16 protein-coding genes are annotated in these 18,371 nt (G+C 46.5%); 5 read left to right on the top strand and 11 right to left on the bottom strand.

Annotation, left to right across the window (positions count from 1 at the left end):
* Positions 1-10: 10 nt before the first annotated feature.
* The 3 genes from KI655_RS20710 to phhA all read right to left on the bottom strand — a co-directional run bounded on the left by KI655_RS20710 (position 11) and on the right by phhA (position 1,545).
* Positions 11-220 carry a DUF3283 family protein gene (locus tag KI655_RS20710; protein ID WP_285408344.1) on the bottom strand — a complete coding sequence of 70 codons (210 nt, stop codon included), beginning with the start codon at positions 218-220 and terminating at the stop codon, positions 11-13.
* A 202-nt stretch (positions 221-422) separates the two neighbouring features.
* Positions 423-761, bottom strand: a complete 339-nt coding sequence (locus KI655_RS20715) for a 4a-hydroxytetrahydrobiopterin dehydratase (protein WP_285408345.1) — start codon at positions 759-761, stop codon at positions 423-425.
* The gene (gene phhA / locus KI655_RS20720) at positions 751-1,545 is read right to left on the bottom strand and encodes a phenylalanine 4-monooxygenase (RefSeq protein WP_285408346.1); all 795 of its coding nucleotides are present in this window, start codon (positions 1,543-1,545) and stop codon (positions 751-753) included. Before phhA ends, KI655_RS20715 begins: the two co-directional genes overlap by 11 nt.
* Before the next feature lie 199 nt (positions 1,546-1,744).
* On the opposite strand from phhA, the gene KI655_RS20725 reads away from it, so the two are divergent.
* Positions 1,745-3,730 carry an acetoacetate--CoA ligase gene (locus tag KI655_RS20725; protein WP_285408347.1) on the top strand — a complete coding sequence of 662 codons (1,986 nt, stop codon included), beginning with the start codon at positions 1,745-1,747 and terminating at the stop codon, positions 3,728-3,730.
* Between the two features lie 116 nt (positions 3,731-3,846).
* Here the strand turns inward: KI655_RS20725 and maiA are convergent, their stop codons facing one another.
* The 5 genes from maiA to KI655_RS20750 form a co-directional block, all read right to left on the bottom strand.
* Positions 3,847-4,530, bottom strand: coding sequence for a maleylacetoacetate isomerase (gene maiA / locus KI655_RS20730; protein ID WP_285408348.1), 684 nt, complete (start codon positions 4,528-4,530; stop codon positions 3,847-3,849).
* Between the two features lie 39 nt (positions 4,531-4,569).
* Complete coding sequence (locus tag KI655_RS20735; RefSeq protein ID WP_285408349.1) at positions 4,570-5,607, bottom strand: fumarylacetoacetate hydrolase family protein; 1,038 nt, start codon at positions 5,605-5,607, stop codon at positions 4,570-4,572.
* Between the two features lie 12 nt (positions 5,608-5,619).
* On the bottom strand, positions 5,620-6,750 hold the full coding sequence (locus KI655_RS20740; RefSeq protein ID WP_285408350.1) for a homogentisate 1,2-dioxygenase: 1,131 nt from the start codon (positions 6,748-6,750) through the stop codon (positions 5,620-5,622).
* Positions 6,743-7,816, bottom strand: a complete 1,074-nt coding sequence (hppD, locus tag KI655_RS20745; RefSeq protein WP_285408351.1) for a 4-hydroxyphenylpyruvate dioxygenase — start codon at positions 7,814-7,816, stop codon at positions 6,743-6,745. Before hppD ends, KI655_RS20740 begins: the two co-directional genes overlap by 8 nt.
* A 387-nt stretch (positions 7,817-8,203) precedes the next feature.
* Positions 8,204-10,582 (bottom strand): response regulator, encoded by a 2,379-nt coding sequence (locus tag KI655_RS20750; RefSeq protein WP_285408352.1) that lies wholly within the window; start codon positions 10,580-10,582, stop codon positions 8,204-8,206.
* 87 nt (positions 10,583-10,669) lie between these two features.
* Here KI655_RS20750 and KI655_RS20755 point away from each other — a divergent pair, with 87 nt between their 5' ends.
* Positions 10,670-11,428, top strand: a complete 759-nt coding sequence (locus KI655_RS20755) for an ABC transporter substrate-binding protein (RefSeq protein WP_285408353.1) — start codon at positions 10,670-10,672, stop codon at positions 11,426-11,428.
* Between the two features lie 60 nt (positions 11,429-11,488).
* Here the strand turns inward: KI655_RS20755 and KI655_RS20760 are convergent, their stop codons facing one another.
* Both KI655_RS20760 and KI655_RS20765 read right to left on the bottom strand, forming a co-directional pair.
* Positions 11,489-12,037: an NADAR family protein gene (locus KI655_RS20760; RefSeq protein WP_285408354.1), complete on the bottom strand. Its 549-nt coding sequence runs from the start codon at positions 12,035-12,037 to the stop codon at positions 11,489-11,491.
* A 207-nt stretch (positions 12,038-12,244) separates the two neighbouring features.
* The gene (locus tag KI655_RS20765) at positions 12,245-12,439 is read right to left on the bottom strand and encodes a PA3496 family putative envelope integrity protein (protein ID WP_285352234.1); all 195 of its coding nucleotides are present in this window, start codon (positions 12,437-12,439) and stop codon (positions 12,245-12,247) included.
* Between the two features lie 363 nt (positions 12,440-12,802).
* Here KI655_RS20765 and KI655_RS20770 point away from each other — a divergent pair, with 363 nt between their 5' ends.
* Genes KI655_RS20770 through KI655_RS20780 form a run of 3 tightly spaced genes read left to right on the top strand, consistent with a single transcriptional unit; the run spans position 12,803 to position 15,087 of the window.
* Positions 12,803-13,627 (top strand): ABC transporter ATP-binding protein, encoded by an 825-nt coding sequence (locus KI655_RS20770; RefSeq protein ID WP_285408355.1) that lies wholly within the window; start codon positions 12,803-12,805, stop codon positions 13,625-13,627.
* A gap of 9 nt (positions 13,628-13,636) precedes the next feature.
* Entirely contained in the window at positions 13,637-14,569 is a 933-nt protein-coding gene (locus tag KI655_RS20775) for an ATP-binding cassette domain-containing protein (RefSeq protein WP_285408356.1), read from the top strand.
* Positions 14,566-15,087 (top strand): transcriptional regulator, encoded by a 522-nt coding sequence (locus KI655_RS20780; protein ID WP_285408357.1) that lies wholly within the window; start codon positions 14,566-14,568, stop codon positions 15,085-15,087. The genes KI655_RS20775 and KI655_RS20780 overlap by 4 nt, the downstream gene beginning before the upstream one ends.
* Before the next feature lie 362 nt (positions 15,088-15,449).
* Here the strand turns inward: KI655_RS20780 and KI655_RS20785 are convergent, their stop codons facing one another.
* Positions 15,450-17,423, bottom strand: a complete 1,974-nt coding sequence (locus KI655_RS20785; RefSeq protein WP_285408358.1) for a replication initiator protein RctB domain-containing protein — start codon at positions 17,421-17,423, stop codon at positions 15,450-15,452.
* Positions 17,424-18,371 lie beyond the last annotated feature (948 nt).

Below are 18,371 nucleotides of genomic sequence, written 5' to 3' on the forward strand. Positions count from 1 at the left end.
TGGTCTGCAATTATGCGACACCCATTACCTGTTTGTATTTCTCTACAGACTGATCAAACCAAGCTTTCTCTTGCGGGTCGGTGAGCTTCATTGCTTCTTCAACAATGGCTTCAGGGCCACATTTTGCCTGCTTCAATTGCCATACGAGGAATGAAGCCTGCTTATCCAGCTCGATCTTATTTTTCTCACCGGGTGGAAGGAGTGAAAGGTTGATAGACATTTTCAGCCTCAGTCTGTAGTAAACTTGGCCGAGAAATATAGCATATAGGGCTCTAGTAAAACCAATATTATAAGAATAATTCAGTAAGAAAGAGGCTCACACAGAGCCCCTAGCTTGCCTATTTAAGCGATGATGGCACTCTCATCACAAATAAATCACAAATCCCCTAAATGCTTGACGCAACTCGTCAACAATATCGTTGTTAGACATCCGGTCTGAACTCATCGCATTTGGCCGCACAGATAAAATCGTTGTTATGGAGCCCCTTAATGGAGTGACTCCACCATGTCACGGTTACTTTGCCCCACTCCAATAATATCGAGGGGTGATGAAACTCCTCTTCCGCCAATTCTGCGACTTGATTGCTGAATGCCCACGCCATTTTGAAATTCTTGAAACGGTACGTTTTTTCCAATTGAGGGATATCGTCTCTCACGATGATTTCCCAGTCTGACAGTTCTAACAACAAGGTTTGTTGTTGCTCAGGTGTCAATGCCACCGCATCACTGGTACAAGCTTCGCATTTTAATTCATTCAACATGTGTGGTTTCCTTGGGTTCAAAAAGTGGGGGAAGTAATCCCGCTTCCATTGCGAGATCAGCTTGTTGTAACAGATTTTCCTGACTGATTTTGAAGAGTTCAGACAACTCATCGAGCACGAAATATTTGGGCTGCATGATGTCGATGCGATAAGGCGTTCTGAGCACCGTCTGGAGATAGAAACGCTCACGAACGGCAAGATCTCCTTCCAATGCGTAAAGGGTCTCCGCTGGCGAAGAAAGAATACCGCCGCCATAAATTTTCAGTTTCTGCCCCTCTTGCACTAAACCGAACTCAACCGTAAACCAATATAGACGGGCAAGATAGGCGCGTTGTTTCGATGTTGCCGCTTGGCCTAACTTTCCATAGTGCTCTGTAAATGCCGCAAAATCCGCATTAGTCAGCATTGCACAATGTCCAAAAATTTCATGGAAAAAATCAGGCTCTTGTAGATAGTCGAACTCGTCTCGCGTTCTTAAAAAAGTCGCCACTGGAAATCGTTTGTTGGCGAGCAGATCAAAGAAGCGATCAAAATCGATCAGCGCTGGAACCGGTTCAACCTGCCAACCCGTTGTTTCCATGAGGACTCTGTTTATCTCGGGGAGTTGAGGAACTCTGTCTAATGGCAAATCAAGCAGAGTCAATCCGTGCAAATACGCATCACAGGCACGGTCACTAATGACGTCCAGTTGCCTTTTCACTAAGTCGTGCCAAATTGCGTCTTCTTCGAGGCTCCACTCAACCCATCCCTCTTGGCTCACGGGCTTAGAATGATATTGAGTCATTACACACCTCCTTTTGCATGTCTCATTTTAAGCCTATCTCTCCTCCTCATAAGCGCCAATTTGCGTGACTTTTCAGAATCGCCATTCGTGTAACATTTTTTTTACACAATTCCTTCAACCCTTTATTTTGCTGATCTTTTGACTTTGTAAAACCTAAATACCAGACTGAAATCGTTAACTTTTTGTTAAAGGTAAAGGAATGCAAGATAGCAATAAGTCCGTTTGGCAGCCAGGAGAGCAACGCATCGCCGGTGCCAACCTAACCCGATTTATCGACAGCCTTAATCTGTCTCAATTAAACCGAGATACCGCCATAAAAAACTACGCCGAACTCCATCAATGGTCTGTGGATCAGCCGGAACTTTTTTGGCAAAACGTGTGGCAGTTTTGTGGCGTGGTCGGGACACAAGGGGACGAGATAAAAACGCAAGGTGAGAGCCGCTGGCAGCAGCCTAAATCGAATCGCGATGAGGTGTGGTTCCCGAAAGCTCAGATTAACTACGCCGAGAACTTACTGCGCTTGGCGCAAACCATGCCTGAAGAGCGTGCAATCTGGTTTGAGAATGAGCGTGGCGAGCAGCAGAGTTATACATGGAAAGCCCTGTGTGAAACTGTCTCTAGCATTCAACAATGGCTTGTCGATAGCGGTGTGGGGCAAGGTGATGTGGTTGCTGCGTATACTCCGTACCTGCCGCAAACCGTGATAGCCATGTTAGCGGCCACCAGCTTGGGAGCAATTTGGACATCAACCTCGCCTGATTTTGGTGTCGAGAGTGTGATCGAACGATTTGGGCAAGTGAAACCCAAAGTGCTATTCACCTGCGATGGCTACACCTTCAACGGCAAAACATTCGATATGACGAACAAGAACAGCGCCATCATTGAGCACCTCAGTGAGCTAAAACAGGTGTGTCAGATCGGCTATTTAAAAAAGAATGATTTTGAGCATGATGTGTCGCTGCAAAGCTGGCACAACATCATCAATCATTACCAGCCACAGCCAGTTCGATTTGTGCGTATCGGCTTCAATGATCCGCTGTTTGTGCTCTACTCTTCTGGAACCACAGGCAAGCCAAAGTGCATAGTGCATTCTGTTGGTGGCACCATCATCAATCACCTAAAAGAGCATCAACTGCATAGCGATGTTAAGCAGAACGATCGCGTTTTCTACTACACCACCTGTGGTTGGATGATGTGGAACTGGCACGTCTCTGCGCTTGCCAGCGGCGCTTGTTTGGTGATCTTTGATGGTAGCCCTGTTTACCCGCAAACTGATGTACTGTGGGACTTGGCACAACGCACCGATGTGTCGCTGTTTGGTACCTCAGCCAAGTATCTAGAGGCGATTGAGAAGGCCGACCTCTCGCCTATCGACAGCCATTCTCTTTCCCATTTAAGAACATTGTGCTCAACAGGCTCTGTGCTTTACCCAGAGCAGTTTGATTACGTTTATAAACACATCAAACAAGATCTACATTTGGCGTCTATTTCTGGCGGCACCGATATCTGTGGCTGTTTTGTGTTAGGGAACCCGATCTCGCCAGTGTATCGCGGAGAGTGTCAGCAGGCAGGGCTTGGCGTCGACATCAAGGTGTTCAATTCGTCAGGTCACAAGGTCAATCACGAACGTGGTGAACTGGTGTGTACAAATTCCCTCCCAAATTTCCCTGTGGGTTTCTGGAATGACACCGGAGAGCGCTATCACAGCACTTATTGGGATAGGTTCGAAAATGTATGGCATCACGGTGATGAAGTCGCGCAGAGCGTGCATGGCGGTTATCTGTTCTACGGGCGAGGTGACACTACACTCAACCCCGGCGGCGTGCGGATTGGTACTGCCGAGATCTACCAGCAAGTAAACACCATTGACGGCATCATTGATTCCATCGCAGTCGGTAAAGATGTCGACCGCAATGAGCAGATTTGGCTGTTCGTTCAGTTGCAGCAAGGTGCGGTTCTAAATGAGACGTTACTGGCAGCCATCAAGGATAAGCTCAAGTCATCTTGCTCACCAAGGCATGTGCCAAGCCAAATTTTTGCTATCAGCGACGTGCCAAAAACACGCTCAGGAAAACTGGTGGAGTTGGCGGTGAAACAGGTGGTAAATGGCAAATCCGTTGAGAACATCGGTGCGATAGCCAATGCAGATGTGCTCCATGAGATCAAGCGTGTGATTTCGCTGTAGCACTCTTATCTCACAAGCTCTCAATTAGAAGAGGGTAACTTCCAACGAAAAGCCCTCTACGATATTCATTCGTGGAGGGCTTTTTGATCTTAGCAACCGTTAGATCTTAACCTGAATTATACGTTAGCATCCGCCTGATTCTCTGGCATAGCATCAATGAACGCAGGCAACTGGTTACACGCCTCGACAATCGAGTTAATCAGCGGGTAAGGTGACATATCAACGCTAAAACGCTGTGCGTTATATACCTGTGGCACCAAGCAGATATCGACAATACAGGGTGAATCCATGAGGCTATACACTGAATCGCCATGTGCTTTTCTGTGCTTTACCAGCTTCTCTTCGAGAGCATGGAAACCTTGGCTCATCCAATAGTGAAGCCATTCCATTTTCGCCTCTTGCTCGCACGACAATTCTCGCTCCAAATACTGCAGCACACGCAGATTGTTCAGAGGGTGAATTTCCATCGCAATATCCTGAGCCATCGCCAACGCTTGATAGCGCAGCGGTGTTTGATCAGGAATCAACAGGGTGTCTGGGCTGCTCTCACACAAATAGCTTTCGTCCAAGTATTGCAAGATCGTCAGCGACTGATTGAGTTTAAAGTCACCATCCACCAGCACTGGCACTAGTTCACTGGCATTGAGCTCACGATATTGCGGATCATGCTGCTCGCCGCCATTACGGACCAAATGCACCGATTTCGACTCATAGCTAAGCTGCTTGAGGTTCAATCCAATACGCACTCGATAGGCTGCCGAAGAGCGCCAATAACCATAGAGTGTGATCTTATTGTTCATAAAGAGCCCTCGTTCATATCGTGCCTCTCGATAGCTTATTTATGACTGTCGGTATTGACTCACTTTCTGGTCAATCGCGCCAAAGATCGAGTCACCCGCAGCATCGAACATCTCTAGACGAATCGAATCACCAAACGACATAAATTGAGTCGACGGCTTACCATCACGAATCGTCTCTATCATGCGTACTTCAGCAATACAGGAATAGCCCACACCGCCTTCCGCAATCGAGGTGCCGTGGTCAGTACCTTGCTTGTTCGATACCGTGCCAGAGCCAATGATCGCACCAGCCGACAGTGGACGAGTCTTCGCAGCATGGACAATCAGCTCCGCGAAATTGAAGGTCATGTCGACACCGGCATTTGGGCAACCAAAAGGTGTGTCGTTGTAGGTTGAAGTCAGTGGCAGGTGCACCTTGCTCCCTTTCCAATGTTCCCCCAACTCATCAGGCGTGACCGCAACCGGAGAGAACGCTGAAGAGGGCTTAGACTGGAAGAAACCAAAGCCCTTGGCGAGCTCTGCAGGAATCAAACCACGCAGCGACACATCATTCACTAACATCAATAGACGAATCGAATCATGCGCTTGCTTGGCGCTGGCTCCCATTGGCACATCTCCGGTGACAACCGCGACTTCTCCCTCGAAATCGATACCCCATTCGTCACTTGCAAATTCAATGTTGTCACGAGGGCCGATAAACGCATCTGAACCACCTTGATACATAAGCGGGTCAACCCAGAAGCTTTCTGGCATTTCAGCACCACGCGCCTTACGCACCAGTTCAACGTGGTTTACATAGGCGCTGCCATCCGCCCATTGATAAGCGCGTGGCAGAGGCGATTCACAATATTGAGGCGCAAACACTTCACTGCCCGTCACATGGCCAGTGTTGAGCGAGTTGTATAGCTCCTCTAACTGAGGTGCAACACTGTCCCAGTTATCCAATGCTACTTGCATGGTTGGCGCCAGATGCATTGCGTGGAAAATCTCAGTCGCTGGCACACACTGTTTGAGGTCTCTACTCACGACCATCAATAGGCCATCACGAGTACCATTTTTCTTGGTTGCTAATTTCATCCTTGTTGCCCCTTACTTCTCTTGCCAACTGTAGACATACTCTTTGTTCTCAACGCTATCGAGTTCGTCAGAGAACTGCAGCGCGTGGCGAGTATCGATCATCACAGCGACTTCATCAGTGAACTTTTTCTTATGCGCTTGCCCAGCCTTAAAGGCTTTCGGGTGAGGCCCATGAGTGAAGCCCGCAGGGTGGAAAGTCACCATGCCCGCTTCAATATTGTCACGGCTAAAGAAGTCTCCCGCGTGATAGAAAAGCACTTCGTCGTAGTCATCGTTGTTGTGATAAAACGGCACTTTCAGCGCACCCGGATCGCTCTCAATCGGGCGCGGCACAAAGGTACACACCACAAAACCTGCGCCAACAAAGGTGGTGTGTGCAGACGGTGGCAAGTGGTAGCGATGTGACATCAGCGGTCTGATATCGCGCCAGTTCACTTTCACCACGGCCAAATCACCATGCCAGCCAATCGCATCCAAAGGATTGAACGGATAAGTGATCACGCTGACTTTGTCGTGGCGTTTCACCTGAACTTGGGTTTGATCTTCTGAATATTGAGCGCGGAATTGATCGTTGATCGATGGGATTTCAAGAACCGCCGGATCAAATACAGCGTGATTGCCGACCATGCCCTTCTCTGGCAATGAGTAAGCCGCGTCGGTGTTCTCAATCATCAGAATGAACATCGGCTCACTTGGCTCCAAGCGCCAATTAGTCGAGCGTGGAATCATCACGTAATCCCCTTCACTCACTTGCAAATGACCATAGTCGCAATAGAGATCCGCGCTGCCTTGGTGAATGAACAGCAGCTCATCACCATCGGAGTTACGTACCAAGAAATCCATCTTCTCATCCATTCGCCAAACACGGATTTTGCAGTCTGCGTTGTGTAAAAGATGAGGCACTGCCCAAGGGGTTATCTGGCTGGCTTTGTCCACCAGCGTAAAATCGAAAGCGCGAGGGCGTAAGTCGCCCTCCCACTCTGACCAACCCGTTGGTGCATGTTGGTGATGGAAGTGCGCGGCAGGGCCGAAGAAACCACTTCGGCCCGCCTCTCGCTCATAGATGGCCTCTTCGGGAAAGTCGGCATGCGCTTGTTTGGAGCACACCCCCTCCCGATGAGGAAACGAGATCCATTTATGCATCGTCTAATACTCCTCGACGAATCTGGTCTTCTTCAATCGATTCAAACAGTGCCTTGAAGTTACCTTCGCCAAAGCCTTCATTGCCTTTGCGCTGGATAATCTCAAAAAACACTGGACCAATAACGGTTTGAGTGAAGATTTGCAGCAAGATGCCGTCTTTAGTGGGTGCGCCATCGATCAATATTCGCAGATCACGCAGCTGATTGGTGTCTTCGCCGTGACCTTTAACGCGCTCATCGACTTTCTCGTAGTAGGTATCTGGCGTTGGCATAAAGTCCATGCCACGGGCTCGCAAGGTAGAGACGGTTTGATATATATCGTCGGTGCTCAGAGCAATGTGCTGAATCCCTTCACCGTTGTATTCGCGAATGAATTCTTCAATCTGGGATTTATCATCGGAAGATTCATTGATTGGGATGCGGATCTTGCCACAAGGTGCTGTCATCGCGCGGCTCACAAGACCTGTCAGCTTACCTTCAATATCGAAGTAGCGGATCTCTTTGAAATTCCCGATACGCTCATAAAAGCCCGACCACAGATCCATGTTGCCCTGCTTAACGTTATGCGTCAGATGGTCAATCTCATACAGTCCAACATCGGCCCCCGCTAATTTCTGGTCGGCATCATCGTAAAAACGAAAATCAACGTCATAGATGCTCTGCTTACCGTAGCGGTCGACAAAGTATAGAAGGCTCTCTCCAATACCGTAGATCGCAGGAATACTCAGCTCCATAGGGCCGATATCTGTAATGTACTCCTCTCCCCCATTGTTCAATGCTTGTTGCAACGCCGCATTCGCATCATGCACGCGAAATGCCATACCACATACCGATGGTCCATGTACTCTCGCAAACTCTTCAGCTTGGCTGTGAGGCTGCGCATTGACGATAAAACTGATGTCCCCTTGTCGGTATAACCACGCCTCTTTAGAGCGGTGCTTAGCAATCTCGGCAAAACCCAGTGACACAAACAGCCCTTTCAGCTGTTCAATTCCTTCATTATCGGCTGCTGTGTACTCAACGAATTCAAAACCATCCGTACCCAATGGGTTGTAGCTGTCCACCATGTTTCTCTCCTTGTGAAAATTGAAGCACGTAGAACGCGCTTAACTTAAACTTGGAACAGAACGAGAAAGAATGAAAATCCTCAGCAAAATCAGCAAATACTGCTAATCACGGTTAAATTGTAAACAAGATGTTACACCCCTAACTAGGTAGATATAAAGTCACGCCAATCCAGTGATTGAGAGCAAAAAGCGAGGTTTACACGGCGCGATAAACGTTAATGAAATATTACATCGCGCAATTACTTCAACTCATGCTCACCACTACCAATCAATAAAAGGCACACAAAAAAACAGGCCACACAAGAGAACTTGTATGGCCCGTTTATCGACTAGTTTGTCTCAAAAAGTGCTATCAGAAAATGCCAACTGCAACTCGCAATACTAGGGTTAACTAGACATCTGCTGCTCAACCCCACCCTTATCTTCAACCTTCTTTGGCTGACTCAAGAACTTCTCAGCAGCCGCTAGCAGCTTATGTTGGTTAACGGGTTTAGCGATAAACTCATCCATCCCAGCCTCGAAACAGAGGTGCTTATCCCTTTGCACGACGTTAGCGGTAAGGGCGACAATAGGTACATGTCGATCCGACCCTTCTTCAATAGCACGAATCAGTTTGGTTGCTTCAAAGCCGTCTAGCACTGGCATCTGGCAGTCCATGAATACGATTTTGTAATCCGCCTTCTGATACATCTCGACACCAATTTTACCGTTCTCAGCAATATCCACCTCAAGCCCAAGCTTTTTGATCATCATCTTGGCTACTTGTTGATTCACGCGTGAGTCTTCGACCACCAACGCTTTACCACCAAACTGCGGCAAAGGTGCTTGTTCAACCTGTGGCTCTAGAGCCGCTTTCGGTTTCTCTGCATTTACCTGTTTAAACGCCACTTCTCCACGGTTGGCATAAGTGAAACCTTGTTCAGACGCCTTATTCGAGAGCACACGGTTCACCGTCCATTTCAGCTGGTTATCGTGATAAGGGCGTGCAATATAGGCGACAAAGCCCACCTTCTTGGCTTTTTGTTCATCTTCAAGATGTGGGTCGGCGGAGATCATCACCAACAGAGGACACTGCGCTTTAAATCGCTGAGTTAAGGTCTCTGCGAGTTGGAAACCATCGACAGCTGGCATCACCTTATCGATCAATATCAAATCGTAAGGGCGTTTCTTCTCCAATGAGGACGCCACCAACTCGATAGCCTTCTCAGCACCATCGCAACTCTCCGATTCACAGCCAAACGCTTTGAGCTGAGCAGAGGTAATACGCATATTTAGCTGGCTATCATCCACCAGCAATACCGAGATTTTACTCATGTCGACGTGGGTTTGCGTCGCTTCGCTACAAACGTCAAAATCAGCGGTGAAATAGAACGAGCTGCCTTTACCCTCGATGCTATAGAGCTCAAGTGACGAGCCCATAAGCGTGACAATCTTCTCGCAGATGGCTAACCCAAGCCCAGTACCACCATAGTTGCGTGTGGTACTGCCATCGGCTTGTTGGAATTTTTCGAAGATGGTGCGCTGCTTATCTTCCGCAATACCGATACCGCTGTCTTTCACTTCAAACTTAATACGGGCTTTATCGTCGTTCGGCGCGCCACTCAACGACGGCTCTAATGAAATGGACAAGGTGACATGCCCTTGCTCAGTGAATTTGATGGCGTTGCCCACTAAGTTATTCAACACCTGTCGCAGCTGAGTTCCATCTCCTTTTATTACAGAAGGAATACGGGGATCGGCCACCAACTGGAATTTGAGTCCTTTCTGCTCCGCCTTGATGCGGAAAGTCGACTCAACGTCATCAATAATATTGCCAATGCGGAACGGCTCAGACTGCAGATCAAGATGACCCGCTTCAATTTTCGAGTAATCGAGAATATCGTTGATCAGGTCCAGTAGCGTGAGCGATGAGGTGTTGAGCATGCGCACATACTCTTTCTGATCTTTAGGCATGTCCATGTCGGCCAGCAATGATGACAAACCAATAATCCCGTTCATTGGGGTTCGGATCTCGTGGCTCATGTTAGCCAAGAATTCACTCTTATTCTGGTTGGCAACCTCTGCCACCTCTTTGGCTTGCTTCAACTCTTCGTACTGCTGACGAATGCGCTCAATTGACTGGTTATAGCTGTATTCTAGGGTCGTGATTTCGTCAGAGTAGCTATGACCAATCGGCGCCAGTTTTTGTGGACCGGCTTGTTGGTCTTGCTCATCGATTTGAGAAGAGATGGTCATCAAACGTCTAACGACAAGGCGATACACCACGGTGAGACACACGAGTGAGAGTAAGAAGACTTTTACGGCCTCAAAAATGGCTAAAACGAGTACCCTGTCGGCAAAGTCATCAAGAATAAGATTAAGATCAGACTGCACCGTCAGTGTTGCCAGAGGGTAATCTTTCCCTCCCATCTGATAGACCATGTCCCACGTTTTTGAATAGGCTCGGCCAATAATCGGCTGACCGAGCTCAATCACGGTTTGATTGCTGTCTTCAATTAATAGATAGCTGACCGTAGGCAATTGAAATACGCCCTCGGCCTGCACCGTTAATTGGTCGCGGTCTTCTACCCAAAGGCTCGAGGTTAATCCAGAAAGATAACCTGTTTTTACTTGGTCAATTTGAGTACTGATGTAAGAAACGCGATCTTGGTACTCAACATAGAGGCTAAGCCCTGTCACAATAACAGTGAACAAAGTGCTGATAGCGATGATTATCCCAATCAATTGACGAGATAGTCCGATATAGCGCTTTCCTTGTTTCACCATACATAAATTCCGTTTTTTTAAGTTTAGTAAATTACTATTACTCAACTAGTATAATAGTAGTCGTCCTACAAATAACCAGGGAAGGTTATGAAAAAATATCTTCTTTCAACTGCAATAGCAGCTTTATTTTCAAGTGGTTACGCTGTTTCATCTGAACCACTTCATTACTACATCATCTCTAGCCAAGCCCAGCCCTTTCAGATAGAAGAGGAAGGCGGAGCACATGAGGGGATGGTGACCGATATCGTTGAAGCCGTCTTTCAGGACAGTGAATACGACATCAACTACCACACCTACCCTTTCAACCGAATGATCTCCAAACTAGAAGCTCGCGAGAATGATAACTGGGTGACCTACGGCAGCCCGAGTTGGGGAAATATCCAAGCAGAGAATCTCTCCGATATCCCAATTTACAATGTAAAACACTCGCTGTTGAGCAGTGGTCAAAAGCCGTTTGAGTTTAACAGCATAGACGATTTAGAGGGCAAAGCTGTGGTACTGCTACTCGGCTTTGAATACCCAAACCTCGAACCCTACATCAAAGAAGGCAAACTGAATGAGATTCGAGTAAAAGACTATACTGCTGCTTTCCGCGTACTCAATCGAACGCCAGGTGACACAGTCTTCGTTGAGATGGAATCCCGAATTAAGTACAACCTTAAAGACCAAAATCTCAACATCGATGACTATCAGTTACAAAGATTTGGCTCCGTGATCAACGACTACCCTATTCATCTTGCCTTTGACCCTCAAATGAAGCCTGAACTGCAGTCATTTATCAATCAGCGTTTAGTAGAAATGAGAGATAATGGGCAACTTGATGATATCGTTGATAAATACCTCTAGTTAACCCCATTAACCTCAGTCTATATCTAGCAAGAGCCTCAAGTCTGACTTGGGGCTTTTTTAGTGATGCACCTTGAAGGTTTCTCTGGGGCGTGAAAACAACAGTGGCACCGCAAGTAAGTCACGCTCACTCTGTGTGGCCACAGGCTTTAAGCACACCGGTTGAGCACTAAGCTGGCTACGAACACTCATCAAAATCTTACCAAGATGATTCTCGCCCGTACCGTCTCCCCCATCGCCCCAAAAGCTGTCTTTGTGTGAATGCTCTTTGATGACAGAGTCACCGGTATTGATCAGAAATAGAGCAAAGCAGGGGTTCTGTTTGAATTTCTCGGTCACGATAAAGCGCATCACATCCACGCGAATGTCATACCAATCATCGCGCACCTGCGCATCAAAATCTCGGCTCAGTGAGAAGGCTTCTGCAGGCGAACTTGCGCTGTAAATCCTCTGCCTTAGTTCATCGCAGGTAAATTTCATCGCTTGATAATAGTGCTCGCTGGTGGCCCATACCTCATCGCCTACACGAATCGGACAAGCCGCGAAATTTGAAAGGTAACCGTTTGGATCTTCAGGTTCGTAAAATAGAACCTCTTTGCAGTTCGCCATCGTCTACTCCTCACCAACAACTGCGTCTCAGCGCTTATGTTTTTCTTTTAAAATTAGTGCTGCGTTGTCATGGTGTCAAATAGCGTGCGGTGCTGAAGAGTAACTCTGTGAATGGGGTTCACTAAAAGGAAGGGATTGAGTGCCGTTGTCGATGTTCTAAACAAATTTAGGGCGGCACAGAGCCGCCCTAAAAGAATGAATCAAAGATCAGTGAATCAAACCCAGTTCTCTCGCTTCTTCAAGGCTCAGACCGCTTTCTCTAATTTCTCTAAGAGCCTCAATACGACGGCGAGCTTCAGCCGATTTCATCTGTTTCTCTGGTTTTAGGTTTACTTCTTCATCGCCGTCCCACTTGTTTGCGATGTTCGTCATTTCATCATGGTTGATTGAATTAATGGACATGTTTTCCTCCGAAAAGCACCATGTAATGGACAGGTAATCTGTAGCAAATGCCCTTTCGGTTGTTAAGAATTTCTGTACTGAAATGTGATGATTCCGACGCTTCACAAAGCTAATTAATAAATGCCTCATTTATACTTTGCCAAGGCGAATTTATGCCATTACATTTAAAAGATTCCCCATAAGAAATGTGGTTTGATCTAACTCCCACTTTCGCGACCTCACACCCCACTTTCTGAACTGAAATTTCCTGCAAACCAGTACAAATTAATTACGAGTCACTTCAACATTTCTAAGCTCTCTGCTTCCCCTAATCGCACAACATGTTAATGATAATTATTATCAATATCATAATGAGCGATAACTATGTCCAGTGAACTAAAAGGCGCGCCACTGATTGAGGTGAAAAACCTCTGCGTCGACTACATCACCGACGATGGTGATTTTAATGCGGTAAAATCCGTGAGCTTTCAAATTAGCAAAGGGGAAATCTTTGGCCTAGCCGGTGAGTCTGGCTGCGGTAAAAGTACCATTGCCTTTGCCATTAATCGTCTCCACAAGCCGCCCGCGTTTATCTCCGGCGGTGAGATCTTATTTGATGGACAAGATCTACTGAAACTGTCCGACTCCCAACTCAACACCCTGCGCTGGAGTGAGATTGCGATGGTATTCCAAAGCGCCATGAACTCCCTCAATCCAGTATTAACCATTCAAGAGCAGTTCGCCGATGTACTTCGCCACCACAAAGGTATGAGCGATGAGCAAGCCAAAGACCGTGCCGAAAAGCTCCTAGACCTTGTCAACATTCCACGCAATCGACTCTCAGAGTATCCGCACCAGTTCTCCGGTGGCATGCGCCAGCGTCTAGTGATTGCGATTGCACTGGCACTCAACCCGAAACTGATCATCATGGACGAGCCAACAACGGCACTCGATGTAGTGGTACAGCGTGAAATATTGCAGCAAATCCATCAGCTGCGTGAAGAATTTGGTTTCTCAATTCTGTTCATTACTCATGATCTGGCCCTGATGAGTCAACTGTGTGATCGCATTGCCATCATGCGCTATGGGCAGATTGTGGAAGTTAATGATGCACATGAGATCCGCAATAACCCTCAGCATGAATACACCCAGAAGCTGTGGAGTTCATTCCCAAATATTCACGAACAATCACACGCGATGGCGAGCTAGGAGAAGATGATGCAACAACCGATTATTCAGGTAAAAAACGTCGTTAAAGAGTTCACTGTTGGCGGTGGGCTAGGCAAGGAAGAGATATTTAGAGCCCTTCACGGAGTCAGCTTTGATCTATACGCAGGTAAGACACTGGCGCTGGTGGGAGAATCGGGCTGTGGTAAGAGTACGTGTGCTAGGTTGATGACCAAGGTCTATCCTGCAACGGAAGGCGAGATTCTTTTTAACGGCCAAGATATCTCCACGCTCAAGAGTCGAAAAGAGATTCTCGATTACCGCAGCAAGGTACAGATGGTGTTCCAAGACCCATTTGGCTCACTCAACCCGACCCACACCATCGAGCATCATCTCACGCGTCCACTTAAGATTCACAAGCAGGTCGACTCTAAACAAGCTCTTGAGAACCGCCTCAAGGAGTTGTTGGCTCTAGTGGAACTTCCTATCGAAACTCTGGCTAAATACCCACATGAGCTCAGTGGGGGCCAAAGACAGCGTGTTAACCTAGCAAGAGCACTTGGTGTCGGTGCTCAGGTGATCTTAGCCGACGAACCCACCTCGATGCTCGACGTTTCGATTCGACTGGGCGTGCTGAACCTGATGCAGAGAATGAAAAAAGAGCTCGGTATCGGATTCCTCTACATAACCCATGATTTGGCGACGGCCCACTACATCGCGGAAGAGACCGCAGTGATGTATAAAGGACAGATCGTCGAATGGGGCTCGACACAATCGATCCTCACTAACCCACAGCACCCATACACTAAACTGCTGATCTCAGCTGTGCCGGATCCAGATCTTCCATTTGGCGAACTGGTAAAAAATGAACCAAACTATTCGGTAGATGCCGACCTCGTACGCGAGCGAAGCAGTGTCATTCAGCACAAGGTGAATAAAGTTGCTGAAAACCACTTTGTAAAACATTGGGATAGTGTTGCATGAATGAACTAGATACTTGGTTAGAGAGCATCGAAAATTGGTATCGATCTCGAAAGCATGATCAAGTAGAGAAGCTCGAAGTGTTGATCTTAACGCCTCCAGACGCGATCTGGGGGCCGCTGATCAGTGATAAGCAGAGTAAGGCGATTGCCTGTTGGTTGGACGGTTGTTTGCGGATCTACACTCACTACAAACAATCGAGTGTGGCACCCTCTGGCGATGCAGAAGGCCAAATAACCCAATCGATGGCAGAGCGTACTGAAAAAGCCTACCAGTTTGTGATGTTCGCTTATAGCAAGCTGCAAGCCGTATCAAGCAACACCTCAGCAGAGCCAGACCTCCAAGAGTGGTGCACTAAACGAATGCAGCATCTGTGTGTGTTGGCACTTGAATTTGCGAATCAACAACATGATCCGCGCTGGCAAGGTGAGTCGGAACGCTTAATTGAATCTCACGTCAGGTTCATGACTGGTCACCCACACAATGGCGATCAGCCCCCTTCCCCAAGTTACACTCATTGATCCCGGAAAGATGATCAAGGAATTGGATCCTAAACTGTGAGGATATTCTTGATCATGCTTTCGCATTTCCTGCAGAGCAAGATCCATCTATCTAGTATTGGATTTCTTGCTATATGCTGATTTTTAAGCAAAAAAAAGCGAGCTCCAGTGGAACTCGCAAAAAATCTATTCAGTATGATGTAACAAAATATGAGCCAATCTATTAATCATAAGAAAGGACAAAAGGTTGTCTATTCGGGATAAATAATAACCAGTGGCCCCATAATTAATGTCAGTAGATTGTCAGCGTTAAGTCCGTTTATCATCAATATCCAATCGATTTCATTAACAGATTCATCAAACTATTGTTTACTGGGCATTAGCTAGTGGCCAATCGCCATCTCATCGAGTGCTAGAAAAACGTTTTCATCCAGGTGTCCTTCGTGGATCTGTTTACACACCTTGCGTCTTACCGCTAAGCCTGAGATCAAGCGCTCGATCGATAAGTGCTTATTGGTATCGCGATCATTGTAAAGCTCAATGGTACGGCTCAGTGTCTCATAAGGAATCGCTTCATCTGCCACTCTCAACCAATCAAGCTTCTCAACAAGCTCTGAGCACTCTTCTTTGATTGAAGCATGTGAGTGCCCTGTCATAGCAGAAAGAGCCGTTATACTGCGTTCTAGAGCTTCTGGTGAGGTATATTTAGATAGAGTAATGGTGATTTCATCCGCGTTGATCTCAACCGAGTGTTTACGTAGCTTCACGCGACGCCCTAATTTACCTCGTGGTGACGGGGCTTTACGCTGAATAGGCTCAAACTCGCCATCGATGATCTCTGAGAGCTCTTCCAACTTCTGTTTCGAGACCATTTCATTGCGCAGTGGGTTTGGCAACGTTGGTGCCATATTTCGCTTACCAGCATTGGTCGTACGAGCACGAGAGTATCGCAACACTTCCTCAACGTTACACTTGATATCCACTTGATAGTCGACGGTTTTATCTTTTTCGATCATTGCGGTGATCGTCAGGTGGTAACCCCATAAATTGACAAGGAATGTATCGTCTTGATCAGTCACTTCACCCAGCTTTCTTAGCTCTCGGATCAAATCCATCGAAAAACGACGCCAATCGATGTTTCTCGCCAGTTTTTGGTTCAGTTCGCTCAGTAACATGCAATCTGAGTGACGGCGTGCCATACGGCTTCTGAAGTAAGAGTACAGCTGGAACACGAGAGTATGCTGTTTCAGAATTTCAGGTGGAAACAGGAAGAAATAGTCGCGGGTGAGCAACTCTTCATAGAACGATGGCTCCCATACAAGAATGTACAAGTTCGGTTTAATGCGAATTTCACCGTCAGCCCCCTCTGTTGGCGCTTCTTCAGACGCGGTGATCGTGCGTGCTAGGAATCGGAAGCGATCACTTTTGAAGCCTTCAGGCATATTCTCGCTTAACCAGCGGCCAGTCAATTCATGCAATTGGAAATCGGTGAATTCAATACGATCAATACTGTCACGAATTGAATCACGCGCTGGACCACTGTCTTTCTTGCCACGCAGGGAAAGGATATCAGTGATGTAGAGCGGTGTTTTATTCGGTGTGGATTTCGCATCCAGATGATAATCGTCTTGGTGATGATCGTGATACTGCACTGTCAGAGTGAACAGAGCGAATAAGGTCATGAGATCATCAACGGTCATGATGTTTTTCGATGATCTTGTCTCGATCACTGCACGAGTACCTGAGATCGAAACCATTGATTTTTGGTAACTCTTACGGGTACGTGGTGGGGCTAATGCTTGATCAATGATCCCCGCCCAGTTGGTTGGTGAGACGATGAACTGATCCGCCTCATCCTTCATCGTTGGTGGCGTATTTAAACCATGTTCGTTGAGTAAGCGCTTGTTGACTTTGGTTTGAGCCAACGCCTTAGAGCGCTTCTGTTTTTCACTTTGTTTAACGCTTTCAGTGACTAAGCTGGTGGCACCCAACACTGAGATCAGTTGGTTAGGGTTAACAAAGCGATGCAGCATGGTTTTGCCTGCAAGCCCTTCTTCAAAACGCACTGGGATCTGCTTAAAAAGTCCAATGTTTACTGCCGCTCTCAGCCGTTGCTGTAGCGCTGCACGAGTGACTTGGCCATCTGTAGCATCAATAATCTCGGTTGTTGATACGTAACCATCTTTACTGCTGAAACCACGGAGAGAAATGAGGTTGAGGAGTTCAACGATACTCTTAGTTACACCTTTAAAGTGTTGGTATTGCTCTATCCATTCAACTGCACTTTCTGATACCTCAAATAAATGACCATCTTTGTGGCTTCTTGCCTTTATCAGTAATTTTTCATCTGGTTTCATTTTTGATCCGTATCACACTAACCGTAATTTCACTATAGTTCCTGAAGAATAAAGAAAAAATGATCATAAATAAAGAGAATTTATTATCTTTTAAATACCTGATCTTTCTGATTAATCTGATCTTAAATGATTAAGTGATCTAATGATCTAGCCGTAAGTTTGCTCGTAAGTGCTTGAATGTAAATAATAAAAAAATACAGCCGTGGAAAGCATGATCATAGAGACTATGAAAACATGATCAACGTAATCCAGAAAGCATGATCAATGATGGACAGAACGATGATCACTAACTCATTGTAACTATGATCATTATAGGTCCGAAAGCATGATCATTAGCACTCTACAGCTTATCCACAGCGGCTGATGAAATCATGAACGATGGATCTGATTTGTGAATAAGATTCTTGGTATAGATGCAGGAACGATGATCATGGAAAGGCGGATTTGGAGCCGTTTTACTCGTTATTGCTGAATATTTCACCTTAGTTAGTGTATGAGAAGCTTAATGAGCGTTCAAGGCAAGTATCAATAATAATAGGGAAGCATGATCACGAAACAAGGTGACATTTGTATTTCAATTATGTGTTGATTGAATTATCAGGCAAAACCTAGAAATTTGGGCTCAAACCCCAGTCTGTCTACATTCCTCCGTAATTTAGGTTCAAAATTACATGCTTCCGGAGCGATATACACTTGATCATTTTTCCGTATTTGGATCTTATTGAAATGCACTGTTCGTTGATAAAGCGTTTGGCCAATATCCCTTGATCATGCTTCGTAAACTTTGATTTTGTGGAACGATGAAACCTTGACTGCCCTTGATCATTGTTCCGTTACTACTAGTCCGCTTGGGTCGAATATCAGGTTGGCCGTAATTTTGATGTTTTGTTTGTTTTAGCTTGAATCAACATTGATTCCATACAATTCTTTCAGAACCTCAGAACCTCA

This window comes from Vibrio sp. D404a (genome assembly GCF_030248535.1).
In the GTDB taxonomy this organism is placed as follows: domain Bacteria; phylum Pseudomonadota; class Gammaproteobacteria; order Enterobacterales; family Vibrionaceae; genus Vibrio.